This is a genomic window from Spirosoma sp. SC4-14, assembly GCF_037201965.1.
Classification (GTDB): domain Bacteria; phylum Bacteroidota; class Bacteroidia; order Cytophagales; family Spirosomataceae; genus Spirosoma.
The window spans coordinates 185,001-208,743 of the sequence record NZ_CP147518.1; the positions used below are offsets into that span (position 1 = coordinate 185,001).

Annotated in this window: 21 protein-coding genes and 1 rRNA gene; 6 read left to right on the forward strand and 16 right to left on the reverse strand. The window is 47.5% G+C overall.

Annotated elements, in window-relative coordinates; translation table 11 throughout:
• The first annotated feature begins 7 nt into the window (after window positions 1–7).
• The 4 genes from rrf to WBJ53_RS00730 all read left to right on the forward strand — a co-directional run bounded on the left by rrf (window position 8) and on the right by WBJ53_RS00730 (window position 1,445).
• A 5S ribosomal RNA gene (gene rrf / locus WBJ53_RS00715) occupies window positions 8–118 on the forward strand.
• A 494-nt stretch (window positions 119–612) separates the two neighbouring features.
• Entirely contained in the window at window positions 613–993 is a 381-nt protein-coding gene (locus WBJ53_RS00720; RefSeq protein WP_338874134.1) for a hypothetical protein, read from the forward strand.
• Window position 994: 1 nt separating this feature from the next.
• Window positions 995–1,294 (forward strand): transposase, encoded by a 300-nt coding sequence (locus tag WBJ53_RS00725; protein ID WP_338877135.1) that lies wholly within the window; start codon window positions 995–997, stop codon window positions 1,292–1,294.
• Between the two features lie 43 nt (window positions 1,295–1,337).
• Complete coding sequence (locus tag WBJ53_RS00730; RefSeq protein ID WP_338877136.1) at window positions 1,338–1,445, forward strand: hypothetical protein; 108 nt, start codon at window positions 1,338–1,340, stop codon at window positions 1,443–1,445.
• Between the two features lie 32 nt (window positions 1,446–1,477).
• On the opposite strand, the gene WBJ53_RS00735 is transcribed toward WBJ53_RS00730, so the two are convergent.
• The 12 genes from WBJ53_RS00735 to ilvD all read right to left on the reverse strand — a co-directional run bounded on the left by WBJ53_RS00735 (window position 1,478) and on the right by ilvD (window position 16,271).
• Window positions 1,478–1,945, reverse strand: a complete 468-nt coding sequence (locus tag WBJ53_RS00735) for a hypothetical protein (protein ID WP_338874135.1) — start codon at window positions 1,943–1,945, stop codon at window positions 1,478–1,480.
• Window positions 1,946–2,032: 87 nt separating this feature from the next.
• On the reverse strand, window positions 2,033–3,172 hold the full coding sequence (locus tag WBJ53_RS00740; protein WP_338874136.1) for a 2-isopropylmalate synthase: 1,140 nt from the start codon (window positions 3,170–3,172) through the stop codon (window positions 2,033–2,035).
• Window positions 3,173–3,436: 264 nt separating this feature from the next.
• Window positions 3,437–4,513 (reverse strand): 3-isopropylmalate dehydrogenase, encoded by a 1,077-nt coding sequence (gene leuB, locus WBJ53_RS00745; protein WP_338874137.1) that lies wholly within the window; start codon window positions 4,511–4,513, stop codon window positions 3,437–3,439.
• Between the two features lie 46 nt (window positions 4,514–4,559).
• Window positions 4,560–6,080 carry an alpha-isopropylmalate synthase regulatory domain-containing protein gene (locus tag WBJ53_RS00750; protein ID WP_338874138.1) on the reverse strand — a complete coding sequence of 507 codons (1,521 nt, stop codon included), beginning with the start codon at window positions 6,078–6,080 and terminating at the stop codon, window positions 4,560–4,562.
• Between the two features lie 68 nt (window positions 6,081–6,148).
• The gene (leuD, locus tag WBJ53_RS00755) at window positions 6,149–6,760 is read right to left on the reverse strand and encodes a 3-isopropylmalate dehydratase small subunit (RefSeq protein WP_338874139.1); all 612 of its coding nucleotides are present in this window, start codon (window positions 6,758–6,760) and stop codon (window positions 6,149–6,151) included.
• Between the two features lie 118 nt (window positions 6,761–6,878).
• A complete protein-coding gene (gene leuC, locus WBJ53_RS00760; RefSeq protein WP_338874140.1) occupies window positions 6,879–8,279 on the reverse strand; it encodes a 3-isopropylmalate dehydratase large subunit in 1,401 nt (466 codons plus the stop codon).
• A gap of 145 nt (window positions 8,280–8,424) precedes the next feature.
• On the reverse strand, window positions 8,425–9,285 hold the full coding sequence (locus WBJ53_RS00765; protein ID WP_338874141.1) for a helix-turn-helix transcriptional regulator: 861 nt from the start codon (window positions 9,283–9,285) through the stop codon (window positions 8,425–8,427).
• A 17-nt stretch (window positions 9,286–9,302) separates the two neighbouring features.
• Window positions 9,303–10,577 carry a threonine ammonia-lyase gene (ilvA, locus tag WBJ53_RS00770; RefSeq protein ID WP_338874142.1) on the reverse strand — a complete coding sequence of 425 codons (1,275 nt, stop codon included), beginning with the start codon at window positions 10,575–10,577 and terminating at the stop codon, window positions 9,303–9,305.
• 322 nt (window positions 10,578–10,899) lie between these two features.
• Window positions 10,900–11,943, reverse strand: a complete 1,044-nt coding sequence (ilvC, locus tag WBJ53_RS00775; protein WP_020596242.1) for a ketol-acid reductoisomerase — start codon at window positions 11,941–11,943, stop codon at window positions 10,900–10,902.
• A gap of 167 nt (window positions 11,944–12,110) precedes the next feature.
• Entirely contained in the window at window positions 12,111–12,644 is a 534-nt protein-coding gene (gene ilvN / locus WBJ53_RS00780; RefSeq protein ID WP_338877137.1) for an acetolactate synthase small subunit, read from the reverse strand.
• A gap of 107 nt (window positions 12,645–12,751) precedes the next feature.
• Window positions 12,752–14,512, reverse strand: a complete 1,761-nt coding sequence (gene ilvB / locus WBJ53_RS00785; RefSeq protein WP_338874143.1) for a biosynthetic-type acetolactate synthase large subunit — start codon at window positions 14,510–14,512, stop codon at window positions 12,752–12,754.
• 58 nt (window positions 14,513–14,570) lie between these two features.
• Window positions 14,571–16,271 (reverse strand): dihydroxy-acid dehydratase, encoded by a 1,701-nt coding sequence (gene ilvD, locus WBJ53_RS00790; RefSeq protein WP_338874144.1) that lies wholly within the window; start codon window positions 16,269–16,271, stop codon window positions 14,571–14,573.
• 124 nt (window positions 16,272–16,395) lie between these two features.
• Here ilvD and murQ point away from each other — a divergent pair, with 124 nt between their 5' ends.
• Together murQ and WBJ53_RS00800 are read left to right on the forward strand one after the other, a co-directional pair.
• Window positions 16,396–17,196: an N-acetylmuramic acid 6-phosphate etherase gene (gene murQ, locus WBJ53_RS00795; RefSeq protein ID WP_338874145.1), complete on the forward strand. Its 801-nt coding sequence runs from the start codon at window positions 16,396–16,398 to the stop codon at window positions 17,194–17,196.
• Between the two features lie 116 nt (window positions 17,197–17,312).
• On the forward strand, window positions 17,313–17,876 hold the full coding sequence (locus WBJ53_RS00800; protein WP_338874146.1) for a hypothetical protein: 564 nt from the start codon (window positions 17,313–17,315) through the stop codon (window positions 17,874–17,876).
• A gap of 8 nt (window positions 17,877–17,884) precedes the next feature.
• Here WBJ53_RS00800 and WBJ53_RS00805 read toward each other — a convergent pair whose 3' ends face one another.
• The 4 genes from WBJ53_RS00805 to rseP form a co-directional block, all read right to left on the reverse strand.
• The gene (locus tag WBJ53_RS00805) at window positions 17,885–19,087 is read right to left on the reverse strand and encodes an AGE family epimerase/isomerase (RefSeq protein ID WP_338874147.1); all 1,203 of its coding nucleotides are present in this window, start codon (window positions 19,085–19,087) and stop codon (window positions 17,885–17,887) included.
• 81 nt (window positions 19,088–19,168) lie between these two features.
• Window positions 19,169–21,658 (reverse strand): endopeptidase La, encoded by a 2,490-nt coding sequence (lon, locus tag WBJ53_RS00810; protein WP_338874148.1) that lies wholly within the window; start codon window positions 21,656–21,658, stop codon window positions 19,169–19,171.
• Window positions 21,659–21,843: 185 nt separating this feature from the next.
• Window positions 21,844–22,383, reverse strand: a complete 540-nt coding sequence (locus tag WBJ53_RS00815) for a DUF6702 family protein (protein WP_338874149.1) — start codon at window positions 22,381–22,383, stop codon at window positions 21,844–21,846.
• Window positions 22,384–22,386: 3 nt separating this feature from the next.
• On the reverse strand, window positions 22,387–23,706 hold the full coding sequence (rseP, locus tag WBJ53_RS00820) for an RIP metalloprotease RseP (protein WP_338874150.1): 1,320 nt from the start codon (window positions 23,704–23,706) through the stop codon (window positions 22,387–22,389).
• Between the last annotated feature and the right edge of the window lie 37 nt (window positions 23,707–23,743).

The following is a 23,743-nucleotide window of genomic DNA, read 5'->3' on the forward strand; positions in this document are numbered from 1 at the left end:
TCAACAGGTTGGTGCTGTTAAGGCGGGTGAACACCTCTCCCATTTCGAACAGAGCCGTTAAGCCCCGTACTGCCGATGGTACTGCTGTCACAAGTGGGAGAGTAGGTAGGTGCCACCTGATGAATTGTTGAGAAAGCCCTCCCAAAGAGGGCTTTCTCTGTTTTAGGGGAATCCTAAATACTCCTAAAAAAAAGGGATCAAGGACAAAAGTTCTGGAGGGCGTTGTATTTTTCTAGGTTTGTAATCTCACCCAAGTCTAGCTCGTTTTGGAAAGTTTCTTGCCTTTAGTCGAACACTTCTTACCGGAGTTCATCCGAACCTATTACCAATTAACCCACGTCGAATCCGCTTCAGAAGTACTTCAGCTGTATCTGGAAGAAAAGAATTATGAGGAGCCCGCTGGTCAAAAACGGGAGTTATTATCCAAAGGCTTCCTGCCCCAGATTACCATCCAAGACTTTCCCATCCGTGATAAACGAGTTTTCCTACACATCAAACGCCGTCGTTGGCCACCGTGGCGCGGCTCAACACCAAGACGCAAAACCAGAGATTGGAGCCAAGTGGCATAGGGTACGCGAATGACAACGGACTTCGCGAATTTTTTAAAAGAAATTGACGGATTCATCCCCCCACAGTACCAATAGCCTTGGTCGGTTGTATGGGGTTGGTGGCCGAGCCTTATTGCGTCACTATCGTGCTTGTCAAAGTGGATTTGCCCATTGGGCGCAACGATCCCATGCCAAAGACTGGCTACTGTATCCCCAAAATCTGGGCACACATCTGTCGATTGACGAAACGAGCCTTTCCCAAGGCGAGCTCTATACGGTTCTGACCAATAAAGCCGCTAAAGGCGGACCTGGAAGTATCGTGGCCATTATGGTAGGGACTAAAGCCGAAACCGTCATTGAAGTCTTGCGTAAGTTGCCTGAAGGTCAGCGTAAAAAGGTACAGGATCGGACCGCTGAAGCGGATTACCCTGGACATGGCCGGTAACATGGGGCTGATCGCTAAAAAATGCCTTCCTAAGGCCACTCAGGCGACCGACCGATTTCATGTGCAACAACTAGCCCTGGAGGCCGTTCAGGACATGCGTATTGCCTACCGCTGGCAGGCTCTGGAAGCAGAAAATCAAGCCCTCGATCAGAGGCCAAGCTCAACCAGACCGATTATCAACCAGAGGTTCTTTCCAATGGCGACACGCTTAAACAACTGCTGGCTCGTAGCTGTTATGTGCTCTATAAAAAGTCGATTGATTGGACGCCCAGTCAGCAACAGCGGGCCGCTCTGCTGTTGACCGCTACCCAGATTTGAAGAGGGCTTATGAGTTGAGTCAGCCGTTGAGCCACATTTTTGAGAACACCACCGACAAGCTCTACGGCTTAGCTCGGTTGGCTCGATGGCATGAGAAAGTCCGGCAAGCTGGTTTTAAGGCCTTCAGCACATAATCCAAGGTGCTCCACAACTTTTAACCTTGATCCTAAACTACTTCGAACTCGTCTAGTTTTAGTTCTGCCAGTTGAAATTTTTGTAAAAATTGCTCTTCCAGTAGATCGGCCCAGGCATTCATATACATGACAACATCAGTACGGTTGTTATGTCTTAAGTATCGTTTCTCCTGTGGGAAACGGACTAATACTTGCCGATCATTGAGCCGTTCCAGGTGCTTTACATCTTCAATCGTTAAGCCTGCTGCGAGCATTTCGCTGATGATTACATCAATTGGCATTTGGCTTGTTGGACAATAATCATCAACCTGTACATTCCAATCTCCATACCGCTGGAGCGCATAACGATGGATTTCATCTTTAGAGAGTTTTGTTAGCTCCTGGGCAAGGTTACCGCAGTTGCAACCTCCCATATGACCCCATTGGTATGGGGCACCATTTTGCAGCTTTTTAGCCGTTTTGCGAAGCGCATCGATCAATTCTGGAGTTGGACGTGCCATTTGCTACTGTTTTAACGATTTATCTACCAAACAGAGCATCAAAAAGATTTGTTCACAAAAAAGCCCACCGGTTAGGTGGGCTGAAGCCTAGCGAACAAGCTCCATCAAATCCTTATCATTTACTTCTTTTTTGATGTCGGCCATGTCAAGAAATCGAGTATAAATCGTATCCAGCGTAGGTTTATCATACCGGTAGCCAAGCAACTCCAGCCGATGCTTAAGAGCGTGGCGACCGCTCCGGGCAGTCAGAACAATAGAGGATTTCGGAACGCCTACATCCTGCGGGTTCATGATCTCGTAATTTTCTGAATGCTTAAGGAAGCCATCCTGATGAATACCTGAGGAATGCGCAAAGGCATTTCGACCAACAATAGCTTTATTGGCCTGAACGGGCATCCGCATCATTTGCGATACAAGGTTACTGACTGGATAAAGCCGGGTCGAATCAATGTTCGTATAGAGTCCCAACTCTTTTTTGACTTTAATCGCCATTACAACTTCTTCGAGCGATGTATTGCCAGCGCGCTCACCAATGCCGTTAATCGTAACTTCAACCTGACGGGCACCGTTCATTACGCCAGCCAGCGTATTGGCAGTTGCCAACCCAAGGTCATTATGACAATGGATCGAAATAGTTGCCTTATGCACGTTTGAGACGTGCTCATAGATATAGGCAATCTTTCGGCCGTATTCGTCGGGTAGGCAATAGCCAGTAGTATCAGGAATATTTACAACAGTAGCTCCGGCACTGATAACCGCTTCTGTAAGCTGAGCCAGAAAAGCCAGATCAGCCCGGCCCGCGTCTTCGGCATAGAACTCCACATCTTCTACATAGCCTTTAGCATGCTTAACAGCAGCTACAGCCTGTTCCAGTATCTTTTCGCGGGTGCTGTTGAATTTATTCCGAATATGAATATCGGATGAGCCAATTCCGGTGTGGATGCGGCCACGTTTTGCCCATTTTAGAGCTTCACCAGCAGCATCAATATCTCCTTTTACAGCGCGGCTTAATGCGCAAATGGTAGGCTCAGTCACAGCCTTGGAAATTTCGACTACCGACCGGAAGTCGCCCGGACTGGATATAGGAAAGCCCGCTTCGATAATATCAACGCCCAGGCGCTCCAGTTCTTTAGCTACCACAATTTTTTCCTCTGTAGTTAGCTGACAGCCTGGCACTTGTTCGCCGTCGCGCAAAGTAGTGTCGAAAATATAAACTCGTTGGCTCATACCCGGTATTTATTGAAATGTTAGCAATTTACTGGCCTTAAGGAAAAAGGCCCTTTCTGTTGGAGAAAGGGCCTTTTTCGCATACTATATCCTTCTCCGTCTTTAAAAAACGTTTAGCTGCTGCAGTCGGTTATCAAGACAGATTGTTTGCATATTAAGTTTGCGAAATTTCGCTGATTGCGTAAATGCGCTACAAAAGTAGCCATTTATTACAAAATTACAAGCAGATAAATATTTTTTTAATAGACCAGATTCGCTTCTAAATCAAGCCTTTAAAGAGCTGATAATCTGGTTGCCCATTGCCTCTGTACCCAGAATCTTGTCAGAGGGCGTATTTTTATCAGCAATGTCACGCGTGCGGAAACCTGCTTTTAGAGCATCATCAACGGCGCCAATTACGGCCTGTGCTTCTGTTTGTAAGCCGAACGAAATATCGAGTAGTAACGCAACTGACAGCACAGATGCAAGTGGGTTTGCTACTCCTTTGCCCGTAATATCGTGGGCCGAACCGTGGATAGGTTCATACACACCTGTTTTATCGCCAACTGAAGCAGAAGCCAGCATTCCCATCGAACCGGCAATCTGGCTGGCTTCGTCGGTCAGAATATCACCGAAAAGGTTACCCGTTACAACCACATCAAAGCGTTTAGGATCTTTAATAAGTAGCATAGCGGCTGCATCAATAAACTGGTGTTCAACGATGACGTCAGGATATTCGGGAGCAATGGCCTGAACTACTTCGCGCCATAAGCGACTGCTTTCGAGTACGTTTGCTTTATCGACCGAGCACAGTTTCTTGCTACGCGTACGAGCCGCTTCGAATGCTTTACGGACAATGCGTTCTACTTCATATTTGCTGTAAATCATGGTGTCGTAAGCGGTATTACCATTATCGATTCGCTCACGTTTTCCGAAATAAACATCGCCCGTCAACTCGCGAAAGAACAGAATATCGGCTCCCCGCAGAATTTCGGGCTTTATGCTAGAGGCTTCAAGCAGTTCGTCGAACAATTTAATAGGGCGCAGGTTGGCATAGAGCCCCAGCTCTTTCCGCATCTGGAGCAATCCTTGTTCTGGGCGCACTTTGGCTGAAGGATCATTATCGTATTTAGGATGGCCTACTGCACCGAACAAAATAGCGTCGGCCGCCTGCATTTTAGTTAAGGTTTCAGCGGGTAATGGTGAACCGGTAGCTTCAATAGCCACGTGGCCAATCAGGGCTTCGTCGTAGGTAAACTCATGACCAAACTTCTGAGCAATTGTTTCGAGAACCTGCTTACCAACAGCAGTTACTTCGGCGCCGATTCCATCGCCGGGAACAACAAGGATGTGTTTTTTCATAATTGGGGAAGAAGCTCGCTAGCTCGCAAAGGGGCTGGAGGGCTCTTTAGTCTAACGTATTTAGCATTTTTTGAGTGGCTTTGATTGCCGACACGGCCTGGTCGGAATCAAGGCCACGAGTTTTGAATTCGCGGTTTTTGTATTTCCAGGTAATAATCGTTTCGCAAAGAGCATCGGTATGCCCACCCGTTGGAATTCTGACGGCGTAATCGGTCAATATAGGTAGTGTTCGTTTCTTCTTGCCGTAAATTTTCTTCAGCGCGTTCATGAACGCATCGTACTGACCATCGCCCTGGGCATTTTCCTCGAATTGCTCATTATCGATTCGAACACGAAGTGTTGCCGACGGTTTGAGATCTTTGGAATGCGTGAGTACATAGTTAAGAATTTCGACCCGCGAAGCGATTGCGGTTGTGTTCAATACGTCCGAAATGACATAGGGTAGATCTTCACGCGTAACAACTTCCTTCTGATCGCCCAATTCAATAACGCGCTGGGTCACCTTACGCAGGTCTTCTTCTGGCAGTTGAATCCCTAATTCGCGGAGGTTGTTTTCGATATTGGCTTTGCCGGATGTTTTTCCCAGGGCATAGCTGCGTTTGCGGCCAAATCGTTCCGGTAACAACGCATTGAAATACAAGTTATTTTTCTTGTCGCCATCGGCATGGATTCCAGCCGTTTGGGTAAACACATTATCACCAACGACGGGCTTATTATCGGGAATCCGAAGGCCGGAAAACGTTTCGACAATTTTACTGACCTGATACAGCGACTTTTCGATTACGCCGGTTTTTATATCGGGCATAAAATCGCGCATAACCGCAATTGCACTTGCCATAGGGGCATTTCCGGCCCGTTCGCCCAAACCGTTTACGGTCAGGTGCAATCCATGAGCGCCCGCCCGAATTGCTTCCATTACATTGGCGATGCTAAGGTCGTAGTCGTTATGGGCGTGGAAGTCGAAGTGTAAACGGGGGTAACGCGCTACAAGCTGGCTAATAAACGTAAAGGTTTCGGTAGGAGTAAGCACGCCCAGCGTATCGGGTAATAAGATACGGCGGACAGGTTGCGTTTGCAGAAAATCCAGAAACTGAAGAACGTAGTCGGGCGAATTTCGCATACCATTGCTCCAGTCTTCCAGATACACGTTGGCTTGTAGGCCGTGATGCTGAGCTTCGCTAAGAACTTGTTGAATATCAGCAAAATGTTCGGTGGGCGTTTTCTTAAGTTGGTAAGTTAGGTGGTTGATCGAACCCTTGGTGAGCAGATTCATGACTTTGGCACCCGATGCAAGCATCCAATCGAGTGAAGCCTGCCCATCAACAAAGGTCAATACTTCAATTTTGTCGAGCAAGCCAACTCCGGCAGCCCAACGGGTAATTTGCTGAACCGCTTCTAACTCCCCAGCCGATACTCGCGCTGAGGCTACTTCAACCCGATCGACCTTGACCTCGGTAAGTAGCGACTGCGCAAGTGCCAGTTTTTCAGACGCCGAAAACGACACTCCGCTGGTTTGTTCACCGTCGCGCAGTGTCGTATCCATAATTTCGATATAACGACGTTTCATACTTTAAAGAGCGAAAGAGTGAATGAGCGAAAGAGTGGCTAGCGCATCATTTTTCGCTCATTCACTCTTTAAAAAGGTCTCGTTTCGGCGAAGGTTTCAATTTCAGACTTCATCGAAAGCAGGTAATCGATGTCGTCGAAGCCGTTGATGAGGTTATGCTTTTTATAGCCATTGATGGCAAAGCCTTCACTTTCGCCCGTTGCCAGCAGCGTTATGGTTTGTGCTGGCAGGTTAACTTCCAGCTCGGTTTTGGGGTCGGCCTCGATGGCAGCAAAGATTTTATCGGCAAACTCCGGACTGACCGTAACGGGTAAGATGCCGATATTCAGGCAGTTATTTTTAAAAATATCGGCAAAGAAGCTCGAAACAACACAGCGAAAACCATAGTCGTAAATAGCCCAGGCGGCATGTTCGCGGCTTGAACCGCTCCCGAAATTTTTGCCACCGACCAGAATTTTGCGGGGTGACCCTTCGCCAGAGTAGGTTGGATTATTCAGAACAAAATCGGCCTTAGGCGTATTGTCGCTATTGTAGCGCCAGTCGCGGAAAAGGTTATCGCCGAATCCTTTACGCTCAGTAGCTTTCAGGAAGCGGGCAGGGATAATCTGGTCAGTATCGACGTTCTCAATGGGCATTGGAACGGCCGTGCTGCGGAGTATATTGAATTTGTCGTAAGCCATGATTTGAAGGCCCCTAACCCCCAAAGGGGGAGCGCTGACGCATCATAAGTAATACTGTATGTAAAATAATGCGCCAGCAAGTGCCCCCTTTGGGGGTTAGGGGGCTTGGTTTATGTTATTAGATTAACTCTCTCGGATCGGTCACTTTGCCGGTTACTGCGGCAGCAGCCGCCACTAGCGGGCTCGCTAAGAGCGTACGGGCACCGGGACCCTGGCGGCCTTCGAAGTTGCGGTTTGAGGTAGAAACGGCATATTTGCCAGCTGGAATCTTATCATCATTCATGGCCAGGCAAGCCGAGCAGCCGGGTTGACGAAGCTGGAAACCCGATTCGGTCAGAATATCAAGAATACCTTCGTCTTTAATCTGCTTCTCAACGATGTGTGAACCCGGCACTAACCAAGCCGTTACATTATCGGCTTTCTTACGGCCTTTTACGATGGAAGCAAATGCCCGGAAATCTTCAATTCGGCCATTGGTGCAACTTCCCAGAAAGACAAAATCGATGGGTTTGCCGATCATCGATTCGTTTTCGGAAAAGCCCATGTAGTGCAATGATTTTTTATAGCTGGCAGCGCCGTCTTTTACGGCTTCAGCAGCCGGAATCTGGTGCGTAACACCAGTGCCTAAGCCAGGGTTGGTGCCGTAGGTAATTTGAGGCTCAATGTCGGCTGCGTCGAAAGTCAGATCAACATCAAATGTAGCACCTTCATCGGTTTTGAGCGATTCCCAGTAAGGAACCAGTTTATCCCAGGCTTCCCCTTTTGGAGCTAGTTCGCGGCCTTTCAGGTAGTTGAGCGTTGTTTGGTCGGGGGCAATCATACCACCACGAGCACCCATTTCGATGCTCATGTTGCAGACCGTCATGCGGCCTTCCATACTCATAGTTTCAAATACATCACCGGCATACTCAACAAAGTAGCCCGTAGCGCCACTAGCCGAAATTTGCGAAATGATATACAGAATAACGTCTTTCGGCAATACACCTTTGCCGGTCGTCCCGTTTACACTAATCCGCATTTTCTTCGGCTTTGGCTGCATAATGCATTGTGTTGCCAGTACCATTTCTACTTCCGATGTGCCAATTCCGAAGGCAATAGCGCCAAAAGCACCGTGGGTCGACGTATGTGAGTCGCCACAAACAATGGTCATGCCGGGAAGCGTGATTCCATTTTCTGGCCCTACTACGTGTACGATTCCATTTTTGATATGGCCCAGACCCCAGTGCGAGATGCCATATTTGGTGGCATTTCGTTCCAAAGCGGCCAACTGATTGGCCGAAAGGGGGTCGGCTACGGGCAGATGCTGATTGATAGTTGGGGTGTTATGATCGGCGGTAGCGAACGTGCGGCCCGAAAATAGCACACCCGCTCCGCGGCCTTCCAGACCCAGAAAGGCTACCGGGCTGGTTACTTCATGAATAAAATGACGGTCGATAAATAATACATCAGGACCATCGTCGACATGCCGGACGACGTGAGCGTCCCAGACTTTATCGAACAGGGTTTTTGGGGTACTCATAGTTGTATAGAAAACAGGTAAACGCTGTACTTAAATTTCCTGACGTTTCTCTCGGCTCGATGGAGTCAGGAAACGTGCCTACAAATTTGCGGAAACTTAGGCAATCAATCATCTCGCCATTGGTCCACTAAATGGCGATTTTAGTTCATTGGGCTTGTTTAGGCGTAAAACCGTATTGTTGTTTGTACGCTTTTATGAAATGCGATACGCTTTCATAACCAATTTCACGACTTACCTCCGACACATTCTGATCGGTATTGCGCAAGAGAAAGTGAGCATGTTCGAGCCGTTTTCTGCGGATCCACTGGCCAGGTGACGTATGGAAATGCTCTTCAAAATCGCGTTTGAAAGCAGATAGGCTCCGACCAGAAATTCGAGACAGTTCGTTCATCGACAGGGGCTTAAGCAGGTAGGTGCTCATTAAGTAGTCGAGGTCTGTCTTCTGTCCTTCATAAATGTGTAGAAGAATCGTGCGAAGTTGTCGTGTTGTATCCAGTTCGAGTAAATGGAGCAGCAGTTCCTGAAATTTCAGGCGTAGGATCTCATTCAGAAAAGGTGTTCTGGCACCGAAATAAGGGAGTAACGAATCAATGAATGTATTGAACGTTGGCGAGGCCGAAAAAGCCAGAATAGGGTTGGTAGGTAGTGGGTGTGAGTGAGTCTGGAACAGAGCCAGATGCTGGCTAACAAATTCTTTCAATAACTTCTCATTGACAAAAAAGACCAGACTTCGGTAATTGTTGTCAATAGATTCGTTCATTGAATAACAGCCTCGCTGAAAAAAGAGAATGTCGCCTTTGTGAACATGCAATTCCTGCGTGGGCGAACTAAATTTCTTTTCGCCTTCCAGCACAACAATAACGGCATGTTCTTCGAAAAAGACTTCGTTCCGTTCGGGATACACGTCGCTTCGATAAGCGACAAACGTCATTTCCGAACCATCGGCTCGCTGAATGTTCAGCGATTGAAACTGATTGGGCTGGATGGATGATGGAACGCGAAGCATTTCGCTTACAGAATAACTTACACCAAAAACTGAAACAGATCGGGTTGGTCGTTGAGGTATTCAAAAACGATGTTTTGTTCGTGCATACGGCCAATAAGCGGCTCAAAATCATCGCGTTGTTTAAGCTCTATACCTACAACGGCAGGGCCTGTTTCGCGGTTCGTTTTCTTAACATATTCAAATCGGCTGATATCGTCGGTTGGGCCCAGCACATTCAGGAAATCGCGAAACGCACCCGCTCGCTGTGGAAATCGGATTATGAAATAGTGTTTGAGTCCTTCGTAAAGCAACGAACGCTCTTTGATTTCTTCGGTACGGGTAATGTCGTTATTGCCACCACTGACCAGACAGACCACGTTTTTTCCTTTGATTTCGTCTTTTAGCATATCGAGTGCCGCAATTGTCAGGGCACCCGCAGGCTCGGCCACAATGGCGTCTTCGTCGTATAGCTTCAGAATGGTGGTACACACTTTACCCTCCGGAACCAGCAGAACCCGGTCGAGATTTTTGCGGCAGACGTCAAAGGTGATATTGCCCGGACGTTTTACGGCAGCACCGTCGACAAATTTGTCGATTTTATCGAGAGCTACTACATGCCCTTCATCGATCGAAACTTTCATGGAGGGCGACCCCAATGGTTCTACACCGATCAGCCTGGTTTTGGGGCTAAGTTGTTTAAAAACCGTGGATACACCTGCTGCTAAACCACCACCACCAATGGCCATCAGGAGGTAATCGATCTTGAAATTCGAATCCTTGAAGATCTCAAGACCAACGGTGCCTTGCCCTTCCATAACCTGCAAATCGTCGAACGGATGAACAAACGTACTATCGTGGGATTTAACAAATTCCATTGCCGCATAGAATGCGTCGTCGTAGGTATCGCCGGTCAATACAACTTCAACGAACTCTTTGCCAAACAATTTCACCTGCTTTACTTTCTGATTTGGCGTTGTAGTAGGCATAAAGATTGTGCCTCGAACGGCCATTTTCCGGCAGGCATAGGCAAGCCCCTGCGCATGATTACCAGCACTGGCGCAGACAACACCTTTGGCCAGGGCTTCGGCTGGCAGGCTGGCCATTTTGTTATAAGCCCCCCGAATTTTGTACGACCTAACAACCTGTAAATCTTCTCGTTTGAGGTAAATATTGGCCCCGTATCGATCCGACAGATTGATGTTTTCCTGTAAAGGCGTATGCGTAACAACACCCCTTAGCCGTTCGGATGCCAGATAGATATTGTCGAGGTCGGGGGTTTGACCGTCATTTATTAAATGGTCATTCGTTGTCATGTGTTGATGAAAAGACAGTTTCCCAGTTGATTTCCGAACGGCTGGTAGCCTTATATTCAGAAGAAACAGGTTATTGAACCCGTATTAGAATGTGATTTATGAAGGCTGATATTCAGGTCGTTAATGTTTAGACTGTTGCTTCGACAAGCTTACACCCTCCAGGTTATAGCCAGCGGAGATAGGCAAAAACAATTTGATCTCATAAAAAATAGTCATTAAGTGGTCATCAAGAGTTATTGGTTAATTTTCGTAGAGAAACGAAAAGCCTTAATGACTCTTGATGACCATCAATGACTACTGATGAGCATTTAATGACAAACCTCTAGCTTCGTTCTGGGCGTAGCGAGCGCACAGCCGCACCAGCCTGCCACATTTCTGAATCGCGCAGTTCGGCCAGCTCTACTTCCAGTTTCTCGCGGTAGTCGGGCTGCGAGTTGCGGGTGATACTGATTTCGGCCTGCTCCTGCGATTTTACGGAGTTATAAAGTTGTTCAAACACCGGCTTGGTAGCATCGCGGAAAGGCTTCCACCAGTCGAGGGCACCGCGCTGGGCTGTGGTCGAGCAGTTGGCATACATCCAGTCCATACCGTTTTCGGCCACCAGTGGCATCAGCGACTGGGTTAGCTCCTCAACGGTTTCATTAAAGGCTTCTGAAGGGCTGTGTCCATTGGCGCGGAGTACTTCATACTGAGCGGCAAAGATTCCCTGAATAGCGCCCATCAGTGTACCACGTTCGCCGGTCAGGTCGGAGGTTACTTCTTTATAGAAATCAGTTTCGAACAGGTAGCCCGAGCCAACGCCGATACCCATAGCGATCGCTTTTGTGCGGGCATTGCCCGATGCATCCTGATAAACCGCAAATGACGAGTTCAGGCCTTTGCCTTCTACGAACAAACGACGCAGCGACGTGCCCGAGCCTTTAGGGGCAACTAAGAAAACGTCGACGTCGGCTGGTGGAACAATACCGGTTTTCTCTTTGTAGGTTACGCCAAAACCGTGCGAGAAGTATAGCGATTTACCCGGTTTCAAAGCCGCTTTTACGGTTGGCCAAAGTTCGATTTGAGCGGCATCGGAGAGCAGGAAGCAAATAATGGTACCTTTTTCCAGTGCTTCTTCGATTTCGAACAGCGTTTCGCCTGGTACCCAGCCATCGGCAACAGCCTTATCGTAGGTTTTGCCTTTGCGTTGTCCAACAATAACATTAAAGCCATTGTCGCGCATGTTGAGCGACTGGCCTGGACCCTGTACACCATAGCCGATAACGGCAATCACTTCGTTTGCCAGCACCTCACGGGCTTTTTCCAGCGGGAACTCTTCCCGCGTTACAACTTGCTCCTCTACTCCTCCGAAATTAATCGTTGCCATGTTTAATTGATTTTGGTACTCGTATTGTGGGGGTTAATAAATGGTTACGCAAATAAGAAACTACCGTATTAGTGAATTAGTGATTGGATAATTTGGTGAATAATGTATTGACATTCAGTGGATTATTTGCCAAATCACTCAATCACTCATTCGCTGATTTACTTACCTTAGAGATAATAGGCCCATTCGGCTTCGGGCAGATACTCGACCAGCCCTTTCTCGGTTTTGCCGACCGCTACCCGGCCCGAACGGACAAACTCCAGAATGTCGTACTGCTTGATGTAGGCAAAGAACTCAAAAATTTCTTTATCGTCGCCGGTTTTCTCAATAACAACATAGTCGAGACCCCAGTAAACGATCCAGGCTTTGTGTTGCTTATTAATGGTTTCAACGTCGAGCGGTTTACTGCCTAACGGTGTTGAAACCTTAAAGAGCGCAATTTCATTATAAACAATCTCGTCGTTGAGGTAGCCGAAAACGGCCAGTACTTCCACAATCTTACGAATCTGACGAACAAGCTTTTCCACTTCTTCGCGCGATTCATGTTTAATGACCACCGTAAAGCGCGAAACACCTTTTCGTTCGGTTTCCGAAACAGTAAGGCTTTCGATGTTGATGCGTCGGCGTGTGAAAATGATCGTGATGCGGTTAAGCAATCCGATGGTATTTTCGGTGAATATGCAAATGGTGTATGTTGTCATTGCCCCCATACCCCCAAAGGGGGTGTCTTTTTAGGTCAAATTTTAGTCCTGACATTAAGGTTCGAACCTGGTAGCTCCCTATACCCCCTTTGGGGGCCTGGGGGCTTTTATTTCAGCCGAATCTGCGAAACACTGGCACCTGCCGGTACCATCGGGAATACGTTTTCTTCTTTTTCTACAATTACTTCGAGCAGGAATGGGCCATCATGAGCGAGCATCGTATCGAGCGCGTCGGACAGGTTTTCTCGTTTGTCGCAGGTTTGACCGTCCATACCAAAGCCTCGGGCAATGGTAATGAAATCGGGATTCTGGAGTTCAACAAATGAATAACGGCGCTCGTGGAACAACTGCTGCCACTGGCGGACCATACCCAGAAAGTTGTTGTTCAGAATGATGGCTTTTACGGGCTGCTTGTTCTGAACAATTGTTCCAAGTTCCTGTAGCGTCATCTGAAAACAACCATCGCCAATGATGGCTACTACCTGACGGTCGGGGGCACCGACCTGGGCCCCAAAAGCGGCTGGTAGCGCAAACCCCATCGTACCCATACCGCCCGATGTAATGAGGCTATTGGGGCGACGGAACTGGTAGTAGCGCGACGCCATCATCTGGTGTTGCCCTACGTCGGTTACCAGAACGGCTTCGCCTTTGGTCTTGGTAGAAAGCAGATCGATCACTTCGGCCATTCTGATCTTACCGGCTGGGTTATTCAGTTCTGGGGCCGTAATCGTTTCATACTCAATGGTGTCGTACTTCCTGAATTCGTTGCGCCAAACCGTATGATCATTTGGTTCAACAAGCGGAATCAACGCCTTCAGTGCTTCTTTGGCATCGCCTACAACCGGGGCATCGGCACGGATAATTTTATCGATTTCGGCCGGGTCGATTTCGATATGAATAACCTTTGCCTGTTTAATATATTTGCTGGCATCGCCCGTTACGCGATCGTCGAAACGCATACCGATGGCAATAACGACATCGGCATGATCGGTCATGACATTGGGACCGTAGTTTCCATGCATACCTAACCAGCCTACATATAGCGGATGGTCGGTCGAAATGGTCGATTGGCCCAGCAATGTAGTGGCAACCGGTATGCCGGTTTTCTCGACAAAAATACGTAGTTCCTCTTCGGCTTTGGCGATCTGCACACCGTGCCCTACCAATACATAAGGCCGTTTGGCACTATTGATCAATTTGGCCGCTAGTTCAAGCTGTTCCTGTTTGGGTGCCAGACGCGGCCGGTAGCTGATAATGCTTTGGCAGCGTTCATAGCTGAACGGCTTCGTCATTAATTCGAGTTGAGCGCTTTTGGTGATATCGATCAATACAGGCCCCGGTCGGCCCGACTGGGCAATGTAAAAAGCTTTTGACATCACATCCGCAACTTCATCGGAATTGGTGATCTGGTAATTCCATTTGGTGATAGGCATGGTTACACCCATAACGTCAGCTTCCTGAAAAGCATCTGTCCCCAGCAGTTTTTTGGCAACCTGACCAACAATGCAGACCATTGGTGTTGAGTCGATGAGCGCATCGGCAATAGCCGTAACCAGGTTGGTTGCACCCGGTCCCGATGTAACCAGGCAAACTCCGGCCCGACCCGTTACGCGGGCATAACCTTCGGCTGCATGACCAGCTCCTTGTTCATGACGAACCAGAATATGGTTAATTTGATCCTGGTAGTCGTACAGTGCATCGTAAACGGGCATGATGGCTCCACCGGGGTAACCAAAAATGGTGTCTACGCCTTCGGCTATGAGCGACATCATGAGAGCTTCCGATCCGGAAATTAATTTCGGAGCCGCCTGTTGGGCCGACGGAGTTGTCTCGATAACGTCTGGAGTGATGTTGGCGATTGCTTCCATGATGAATTGTTCGTGTTTTAAAGGTCGTATTCAGTTTGTTGTTTGAGTCCGCGTCAGTCTAGGCCTCATCCGTCACACAGCCTTCGCTGGCTGATTTTACATTTCGGATGTATTTACCCAGTACACCTTTCGTGAAAAGTGGCGCTGGTTGTTTCCATTCACTTTTCCGTTGGGCTAACTCTTCGTCTGTAATGTGTAAGGTTAATTCGCGGGTAACGGCATCAATAGAAATAAGATCACCATCTTTGACGAGGGCAATAGGACCGCCTTCGAATGCTTCGGGAGTGACATGGCCTACTACAAAGCCGTGTGTGCCTCCCGAAAAACGCCCATCCGTAATCAGGGCTACTTTATCGCCCAAACCAGCGCCCATAATAGCCGACGTGGGTTTCAGCATTTCGCTCATACCCGGCCCCCCTTTGGGGCCAGCATTCCGAATAACAATAACCTGACCTGCTATAATTTCACCTTTCGACAAAGCTTCTATGACTTCGCCTTCGTGTTCGCATACCTTGGCTACGCCCTCAAATTTCAGCCCTTCTTTACCTGTAATTTTGGCTACTGCACCGGTTGGGCTAAGATTTCCACGCATGATCTGGATATGACCGGTTTTCTTGATCGGATTGCTCAGCGGGAAAACAATTTTCTGGGTTTCAAAGTCCAGATCTGGTATCTCGGCAAGATTCTCCGCTACGGTTTTCCCCGTCACGGTCAGGCAATCGCCATGAATCATGCCCTGTTGATATAAATATTTCATAACGGCCGGCACACCTCCAATGGCAAGCATATCTTCCATGTAATATTTGCCGCTTGGCTTCAAATCAGCCAGTAATGGCGTCTGGTCGCTAATGGCCTGAATCTCATCGAGTGTCAGTTGAATGTTGGCGGCCCGGGCAATTGCCAGATAGTGCAGAACCGCGTTGGTTGAGCCGCCGAGCGCCATAACAATAGTCAGGGCATTTTCGAGCGATTTACGGCTAATAATTTCTTTCGGAGTAATATTGCGCTCTAACAAAATGCGCATAGCTGCCCCAATTTTTTTGCATTCTTCCTGCTTTCCTTCGTGTGTAGCTGGGTAGGTACTGCTAAAAGGTAAACTAAGTCCCATTGCTTCGATACTGCTGGCCATTGTATTGGCCGTATACATACCGCCACAGGCACCGGCACCGGGTATCGAATTTTTAATGACGCCTTCGTAATCTTCATCCGAAATCTTGCCAGCATATCGTTTCCCAAGTGCTTCGAAAGCCGATACAATATCGAGTTTCTGTCCTTTGTAATGACCCGAACGAATTGTTCCGCCATAAACCATAATACTGGGCCGGTCCAGACGAGCCATCGCCATCATGGCACCGGGCATATTTTTGTCGCAGCCTACAACGGTTACAAGGCCGTCGTACCACTGAGCTGCTACCACCGATTCAATGGAGTCGGCAATCAGGTCGCGACTTGGTAAGGAGTAGCGCATCCCGTCATTACCGTTTGTCATTCCATCGGATACACCAATTGTGTTAAAAATTAAACCGACCAGGCCATTGGCCTGAATTCCCTGTTTTACATAAACAGAAAGCCCATTCAGGTGCATGTTACAGGTGTTACCCTCGTAGCCGGTACTGGCAATTCCAATCTGCGGCTTTTGCATGTCCTCTTCAGTAAGTCCCACGCCATAGAGCATGGCTTTAGCAGCTGGGTTACTTACTTCCTGCGTTAATGTGCGGCTAAAACGGTTTAATTCGGTAACGTGTTGCTCAGTGATCATCTTAACAAATAGCGAAATTTCGCTGATAGTGTAATAACGCCGTAAATAAAAATGAAGTTTTTCGGAAAGGCAAGAAAAATCGGATTATTTGTCGGTTAAAATGATCACCTATTACTTTTGGGCTATGATAACCGAAACCTCATCGCACTATGATCATCTTGAGCAGATGTCGGTGCACGAATTGTTGACTAATATTAACAAGGAAGATAAAACCGTTCCGTTGGCTATTGAAAAAGCTATTCCTCAAATTGAAACCCTGGTAATTCAGATTGTTAAACGAATGAAAGAGGGTGGACGGCTAATTTATATTGGTGCCGGTACGAGTGGTCGGCTGGGGGTAGTCGATGCGTCGGAATGCCCACCCACTTATGGCGTACCTCACGATCTGGTGATCGGTCTGATGGCTGGTGGCGATGGCGCTATTCGTAAAGCCGTTGAGTTTGCCGAAGACGATGCCGAACAAGCCTGGAAGGATATGGCACCTTATCATCCCGACAAACTCGACACTGTGATTGGTATTGCCGCATCGGGCCGAACGCCTTATGTGATTGGTGGGCTGAATCAGGCACGGGCGGCTGGCTTGCTAACGGGCTGTGTTGTTTGTAATCCTGGTTCGGCAGTAGCGCAGGCGGCTGAGTTTCCGGTGGAAGTAGTTGTTGGCCCTGAGTTTGTGACAGGTAGCACCCGAATGAAAGCGGGAACGGCTCAGAAACTGGTGCTCAATATGATTTCGACCTCGGTAATGATTCAGCTAGGTCGGGTGAAGGGTAACAAAATGGTCGATATGCAATTGACCAATATCAAACTACAGGACCGGGCGGCCAAAATGGTCATGAGCGAAATCAACGTTACTCGTGAAGAAGCCGAAGCCTTGCTCGCAAAATATGGCAGCGTACGCGCTGCGGTCGATTCATTCAACAGATAGTCGTTCTAACACATCTGGGTGAGTATGATTTTTGCCTGGATGTGTTAAATTTCTGGTATCTGATACAATATACTCCTCCATTTTTCCGACTACGTTTCTGTAGATAGCAGGAAACGATGAGGAACCGAATACTCTTAATTGGTCGTAATCCGATCATCCTTTCAGATTTAGCCGAAGCCTTAACCCAGGAGGGGCTTTGGGTACAGACAACCAGTTTGGTTGATGAGGCTATTGAAACGATTAATGGTCAAGATTTTGACCTGATTGCGCTTGGCCGTGGTATTGATGAACTTACAAATCAGCGACTAAAAAGCCACTTTCTGTCTCAGAACAAGGAGCTACTGTTTGTTGATGGGCTAGTGCCGATTATTCCGCTGCTGGTTAAGCAAATTACTGTTGCTCTGGCTACCGCTCGGGGGCTGAATGAAAACCTAACTTGTTTTGGGTATGACTCCTGCGAGGGTATTGTTCTTGTTGCGGTCGATGCAGTTTGTCAGTTGGCTGTCGATCTGTATCAGCTCGATGCGAGTTACTCAACGCACCAGTATACCCTTATTTCGGAGCGGGTGAATCCCGGAGAGTATACCTTTTCGGTACCTCCTCAACAAATTGATTGTACCAGAATTAATCTGCTGGCAGCCGAAGTTAACCAAAACGAATTGGCAATTATTGAGCTATGACACCGGGCTTAATTCACTCGTATGTTTCGCCCTACTGGCTGTAGTTGCCCGCATTTAGTTAACAGTTGTGCGGTTTCGGCCAAACACCGGATTAAGGAGAAACAGCCAATTGATGCTATTGCCTTGGCGTTTACAATTGGCTGATTATTTTGGCCAATTGCCAGATACCAGCCCGTATATCGTTGATCTGGAAAGAATTGAAATGTGTAGTCATGGATTCGTTTGATCCATCCAGGGCAATCGGGGTGGCGGGTTTGAAAATAGCTTTTGGTTAATGCCGTTATCGCTTCCAGATGCACCCAGGCCCATTTTTGAGTCCATTCAGGGAAAACAACCGGCTGTTTTTTGAAATCTATATAGTGAGCAAACCCTCCCTCCATTTCGTTCCAGGCGTATGCGCACATCTGCAGACACCAGGTCGTAACCTGCAAGGCTAGCTTTCGATTACCCAATTCCAGACAAGCATCGAGTATATAACCTGCCGTTTGAAACGTTAAGCCTACATTCAACCGCCGACCTTCTGGCGTATTGATAAAGGCACCATCGGGAAGGATATATTCCCGTAAAGTATCAGTACGACGATCCAGAAATTCGCCTGTTATTTCCTGAAGCACATCTTTTGTGGATTCTTTCCAACTGTCTTCGTCTAACAAAAGCCGCATCTCCTGGACTGCTTTAAGTAGCGCAACAGGTTCGCTCAAATGGCGAATGGGCTGGAATCGCTCGGTAGGTAACTCATCATTTTTGTTGAATGTTTCCCGCCGTTTTAGCAACTGAGTAAGTGTCTGCTTTGCCAGCATAGCCCATTCATCATCGCCCGTTGCGCGGTGAAGCTGAGCATAGGCCATCATTGTAAAGCAATCCGACGAAATACCAGATGCCGGAGCTACAGGTCGCCCACGTCGGTCGAGTTCTGCGTAGGTGTTAAGCGTATCGTTATGGGCGAACTGGCTTAGAAAGCGGCCGCCATGACGAGCGTGATCGAGCCAGGCAGGCTGTCCATCGAATGTATTGTAGAGCCAGGCAAAAGCCCAGACTTGCTGAGCCTGTAGGGCAACAAACTTATTCCCATCAATTACCTCACCGGTAGCTGCCAGATAATCAAAATAGCCTCCACATAGTTCATCGCGGCTATGTTTTAGCCAAAATGGTACAATCTGGCGCAAAAGCGCCTGTTGATAGCTGGCGGAGAGTTTCTGAAAATCAAGCACGGTGTAAAGATAAAAACGCGGGCGAAACGGATTAAACAGATTTGCCTGTTAATTCGCTGCGCCCGCGTTCCGATAAGCAGATCAGTAAGCCCGCTCTACTTCCCGATGCTCTTTTTCTTCAGGCAGGATAAACTTCATGGGTTTGCCAACCTGATTTGGCAGCAGGGCGATTGAAAGAACCTGGTCGACGTTATCGACGTAATGGAATTTCAGGTCTTTTATATAGGTCGTGTTTATTTCTTCAATGTCTTTCCGGTTCTTCGAACAGAGAATAATTTCCTTTATGCCGGCCCGGTTTGCTGCCAGAATTTTTTCTTTAATACCACCAACCGGTAATACCTTTCCGCGAAGAGTTACCTCACCGGTCATGGCCAGGTAAGGCTTCACTTTGCGCTGGGTATAAATAGAGGTCATCGAGGTAAGCATCGTAATACCGGCCGATGGGCCATCTTTCGGGACGGCTCCTGCCGGAATATGAATATGCAGATCGTAGTGATTGAAAATCCGGTAATCGATACCAAGGTCATCGGCATGGGCTTTGAGATACGAAAGAGCCGTAATGGCCGATTCTTTCATCACATCGCCCAACTGACCCGATAACGTCAGCGAACCTTTGCCACGGCTCAGACTCGATTCGATCAGCAGAATTTCGCCACCAACCTGTGTCCAGGCCAGGCCCGTAACCACACCTGCAATGTCGTCTTCTGCATAGAGCTCTTTGTCAAAAATTTCGGCTCCCAGCATTTTAGAAACATCGGCCGCACGAATGGTGTGGTTATATTCCTCTTCCATGGCAATGGATTTGGCAATTTTACGAACCAGTGCTCCTATTTTCTGTTCCAGATTCCGAACACCTGATTCGCGCGTGTAGCCTTCGATGATGCGTAGAATGGCTTTGTCTTCGATGATGAGATCTTTCGGTTTCAGGCCATGATCTTTCCGTTGTTTAGGAATCAGGTATTTCTTGGCAATCTGAACTTTCTCTTCAACGGTATAACCGGCAATATCGATAATTTCCATCCGGTCGCGCAGGGCAGGGTGGATGGTGTCGAGCGAGTTGGCGGTTGCAATGAACAACACCCGCGACAGATCATATTCTGTTTCGAGATAATTGTCCATAAACGTCGAGTTTTGCTCTGGATCCAGCACTTCGAGCAGGGCCGACGAAGGGTCGCCCCGAAAGTCGGAACTGACTTTATCGATCTCGTCCAGAATAAAGACCGGATTCGAAGAGCCACACTTACGGATGTTCTGGATTACCTTGCCGGGCATTGCCCCGATGTAAGTTTTACGGTGTCCCCGGATTTCGGCTTCGTCGTGTACGCCACCCAATGCCATTCGGCTATACTTACGGCCCAGTGCCTTTGCAATCGACTTTCCGAGCGAGGTCTTACCAACGCCAGGAGGTCCATAGAGGCACAGAATTGGCGCTTTCATGTCGTTCTTAAGTTTCAGAACGGCCAAATACTCAATAATCCGTTCTTTTACTTTTTCGAGACCGAAGTGGTCGGCGTCCAGAATTTTCTGCGCACGTTTGAGGTCGAAATTGTCCTTTGTATATTCATTCCAGGGCAAATCGACCATCAACTCAACGTAGTTCATGGTTACCGGATACTCGGGAGCCATGGGGTTAATGCGTTGCAGTTTATTCAGTTCCTTATCGAAGTGAGAGCGTACTTCGGTTGGCCATTTTTTATGGTCGGCCCGTATGCGCAACTCATCAATTTCCCGATCTGGGTTATCCATGCCCAGTTCGTCCTGCAGCACCTTCATCTGTTGGCGAAGGTAGTAGTCGCGCTGTTGCTGATCGAGATCGGAAGACGCTTTCGACTGAATTTCGCGTTTTAATTCGAGGAGTTGTACTTCGCGAAGCGTATATTCAAGCAGCAAATTAGCTTGCTGGCTTCCATCGAGTGTTTCCAGAAGGCGCTGTTTATCGGCTACTTCGGCATTGATGTTCGACGACAGGAAATGGAGCAGAAACGTAGGGCTTTCGATATTGTCTAAAGCGATACGGGCTTCCTGCGGTATTTCGGGATTGAGTCGTAAGATTTTATAAGCCGCATCCTTTACAGATTGCAGCAATGCCTTTCCTTCTTTGCGGTTAACGTTCGGGAACGAGTCTTCAATCTGGCGCACCTGCGCTGTCATGAATGGCTCTTCCTGGATAAATTGTTGAATTTCGAAGCGTTTCTTGCCCTGAATGATAATTGTGATATTACCATCGGGAAGCGTAATCATTTTAATGATATACGCGATAGTTCCATACCGGTAAAGATCGTCGGCAGTTGGCTCGTCTTTTTGTTGATTGAGTTGGGCAACTACACCGATAATTCGGTTTCCTTTATAGGCTTTCTTTACGAGACGGATCGATTTGGCCCGCCCAACGGTAACGGGGATAACCATACCCGGAAACAATACCGTGTTACGAACGGGTAAGATTGGTAGGTTTGGAGGCAGGTCGTAATCATCGTCTAACCCTTCTGGCGACCCAAGTGGCACAATTTCCAGATTGTCCGAGTCAAAATCGGCCAGCAGTAAACGGGTAGCTAAATCTTTATCTGAAATCATATTTACACTGCCAAACTGGCAGCTTTCATTATGTGGTAGGTGTCCCAAACTTACGGAAGGGTAAGCAAATGAACCTATTGCAAGCGGTATGCCAATCTATTGACTCAATGTCGATAAGGCAGGTCACTTACCTTTGTTACAAAATTAACGAAATGAGATGGGCACCGAACTAATAAATTTATTAATTAGAAAGAAACATCCTGAACGGGCTCTTTTTTTCGATAAACGAATGTCTTTTTTTGCCCCTGATATTGGATGTTAACCATGTTGACCTGGTCGTCAAACATGTCCATCAATACATTATTTTTTAATATCCCTCCTTTAAATGGTTCATTATAAGGCATTTCCAGGTAAACCCAGTTGGCATCAACTTCAATCTCATGCCCAACGTAGCTGAATGCTTTAGTTTGTTTTTGTGGGTTTACGTAAGAAAAATGTGAACGAATGTATTTTTCTATTAATAAATCATTTTTATCATTCGGTCCGGTCGTTGCGCCGGAAAGATGCACTTTGGTATTGAATTCATGCGATAATGCTTTCTCCAGATCATCGGTAAAGAGCCGAATGCTAATTTCAAATGCATGCTCTTTGGGATTATACTGCATTTGGGTAACGCTGGCATGAAACTCATGACGCATCAGGTGCGATACTGTAGCAGGCCGGTTTCCCTGTAGAAAACCGGCCGCCAGAAGAATGAATGCAAGAGTTATCGGGGTTGTTTTCAACGCTTAAAAAACAGCTTTAAAGACGTCGTTAAAAATAGCAAAAGCCATCAGGCCCAGAAGAATAACCATGCCTACACGCTGGGCTGCTTCCAGAAAACGGTCAGAGGGCTTACGGCCTGAGATAATTTCATAGCCTAAAATGGTAGCATGACCGCCATCGAGCGCTGGAATTGGCAAGGCATTCATGAATGCTAATGCCATCGACAGAAGTCCCGTAACGGTCCAGAACCGATCCCAGACCCAAATACCGCCAAACAGGTTTTGAGCAATACCAATAGGACCACTTAACGCTTTCGATGCCGATACTTCGCCCCGGAAAATCTTGCCAAATCCTTTGATATTATCAAACACAACCTGAAAAGCTTTCTTCGTTCCGATCGATAACGCTTCTCCAAACGTATAGTTTTCTTTGGTAAGCGGAAGTAATAATTCTGGATAGAAGCCAATAGTGCCCTCTTCCGTGGTAGTCATGGTAAGGGTTAATGGTTGGCCATTCCGGTTAATACCCAGTGTTAGACGCTTGTTTTTGAGCGGCTTTACAATTTTGGTGAACTCATGGTAAAAGTGGATTGGCTGACCGTTGGCACTTGTGATGACATCGCCAGACTTAAGTCCTGCTTTAGTTGCTGGCTGGCCCGGAACCAGATCGCCCACTTTAAAAGGTTCAATAGGCTCGATAAACTGTGCAACAGCTTTTTTATCGACCAGTTTATCAACAAAATTATTAGGAATATAAATATCTACCAGCTTCCCGTCCCGTTCAACCGTATACGAACTGTTGTTATGTAGAAAAACATTCGAAACGCTAATAGCTTCGCTGAAATCCGTAATCTCTTTTCCATTGACCTTCACAATCTTGTCGCCGGTTTTCAGGCCGATACCTTGGGCCAGATCGTATGCAACGATGCCATATTTAGCATCTTTGGCGGCCAGATAGGTATTGCCGTTTTTGTAAGTCATGATTACGAAAATCAGAATACCAACAATTACGTTGACGATGATGCCGCCAAGCATAACAATTAGCCGCTGCCAGGCGGGTTTGGCTCTGAATTCGTAAGGTCGTGGTTCGGTATTCACATGGGCCGTATCGAGCGATTCGTCGATCATACCCGAAATTTTTACAAAACCACCAAGCGGAATAGCGCCAACACCATATTCCGTCTCACCCCGCTTTATGCTCCATATTTTGGGTGGGAAGCCAATAAAATACTGTTCTACCCGCATACCAAACGCTTTGGCTGCCAGTAAATGACCTAACTCATGCAACCCTACCAAGATGGACAGACCCAGAATGAGCTGCCCGGCCATCACTAAAATTTCCATGTATTCGAACGAGTAATTAAATCAAATTTAAGATTAT

What these genes read in the sequence shown, in the direction of transcription:
- WBJ53_RS00725 (WP_338877135.1), top strand. Translation starts at nt 995, where the DNA reads ATGGGGCTGATCGCTAAAAAATGCCTTCCTAAGGCCACTCAGGCGACC.
- WBJ53_RS00735 (WP_338874135.1), bottom strand. Translation starts at nt 1,945, where the DNA reads ATGGCACGTCCAACTCCAGAATTGATCGATGCGCTTCGCAAAACGGCT.
- WBJ53_RS00740 (WP_338874136.1), bottom strand. Translation starts at nt 3,172, where the DNA reads ATGAGCCAACGAGTTTATATTTTCGACACTACTTTGCGCGACGGCGAA.
- leuB (WP_338874137.1), bottom strand. Translation starts at nt 4,513, where the DNA reads ATGAAAAAACACATCCTTGTTGTTCCCGGCGATGGAATCGGCGCCGAA.
- WBJ53_RS00750 (WP_338874138.1), bottom strand. Translation starts at nt 6,080, where the DNA reads ATGAAACGTCGTTATATCGAAATTATGGATACGACACTGCGCGACGGT.
- leuD (WP_338874139.1), bottom strand. Translation starts at nt 6,760, where the DNA reads ATGGCTTACGACAAATTCAATATACTCCGCAGCACGGCCGTTCCAATG.
- leuC (WP_338874140.1), bottom strand. Translation starts at nt 8,279, where the DNA reads ATGAGTACCCCAAAAACCCTGTTCGATAAAGTCTGGGACGCTCACGTC.
- WBJ53_RS00765 (WP_338874141.1), bottom strand. Translation starts at nt 9,285, where the DNA reads ATGCTTCGCGTTCCATCATCCATCCAGCCCAATCAGTTTCAATCGCTG.
- ilvA (WP_338874142.1), bottom strand. Translation starts at nt 10,577, where the DNA reads ATGACAACGAATGACCATTTAATAAATGACGGTCAAACCCCCGACCTC.
- ilvC (WP_020596242.1), bottom strand. Translation starts at nt 11,943, where the DNA reads ATGGCAACGATTAATTTCGGAGGAGTAGAGGAGCAAGTTGTAACGCGG.
- ilvN (WP_338877137.1), bottom strand. Translation starts at nt 12,644, where the DNA reads ATGACAACATACACCATTTGCATATTCACCGAAAATACCATCGGATTG.
- ilvB (WP_338874143.1), bottom strand. Translation starts at nt 14,512, where the DNA reads ATGGAAGCAATCGCCAACATCACTCCAGACGTTATCGAGACAACTCCG.
- ilvD (WP_338874144.1), bottom strand. Translation starts at nt 16,271, where the DNA reads ATGATCACTGAGCAACACGTTACCGAATTAAACCGTTTTAGCCGCACA.
- murQ (WP_338874145.1), top strand. Translation starts at nt 16,396, where the DNA reads ATGATAACCGAAACCTCATCGCACTATGATCATCTTGAGCAGATGTCG.
- WBJ53_RS00800 (WP_338874146.1), top strand. Translation starts at nt 17,313, where the DNA reads ATGAGGAACCGAATACTCTTAATTGGTCGTAATCCGATCATCCTTTCA.
- lon (WP_338874148.1), bottom strand. Translation starts at nt 21,658, where the DNA reads ATGATTTCAGATAAAGATTTAGCTACCCGTTTACTGCTGGCCGATTTT.
- rseP (WP_338874150.1), bottom strand. Translation starts at nt 23,706, where the DNA reads ATGGAAATTTTAGTGATGGCCGGGCAGCTCATTCTGGGTCTGTCCATC.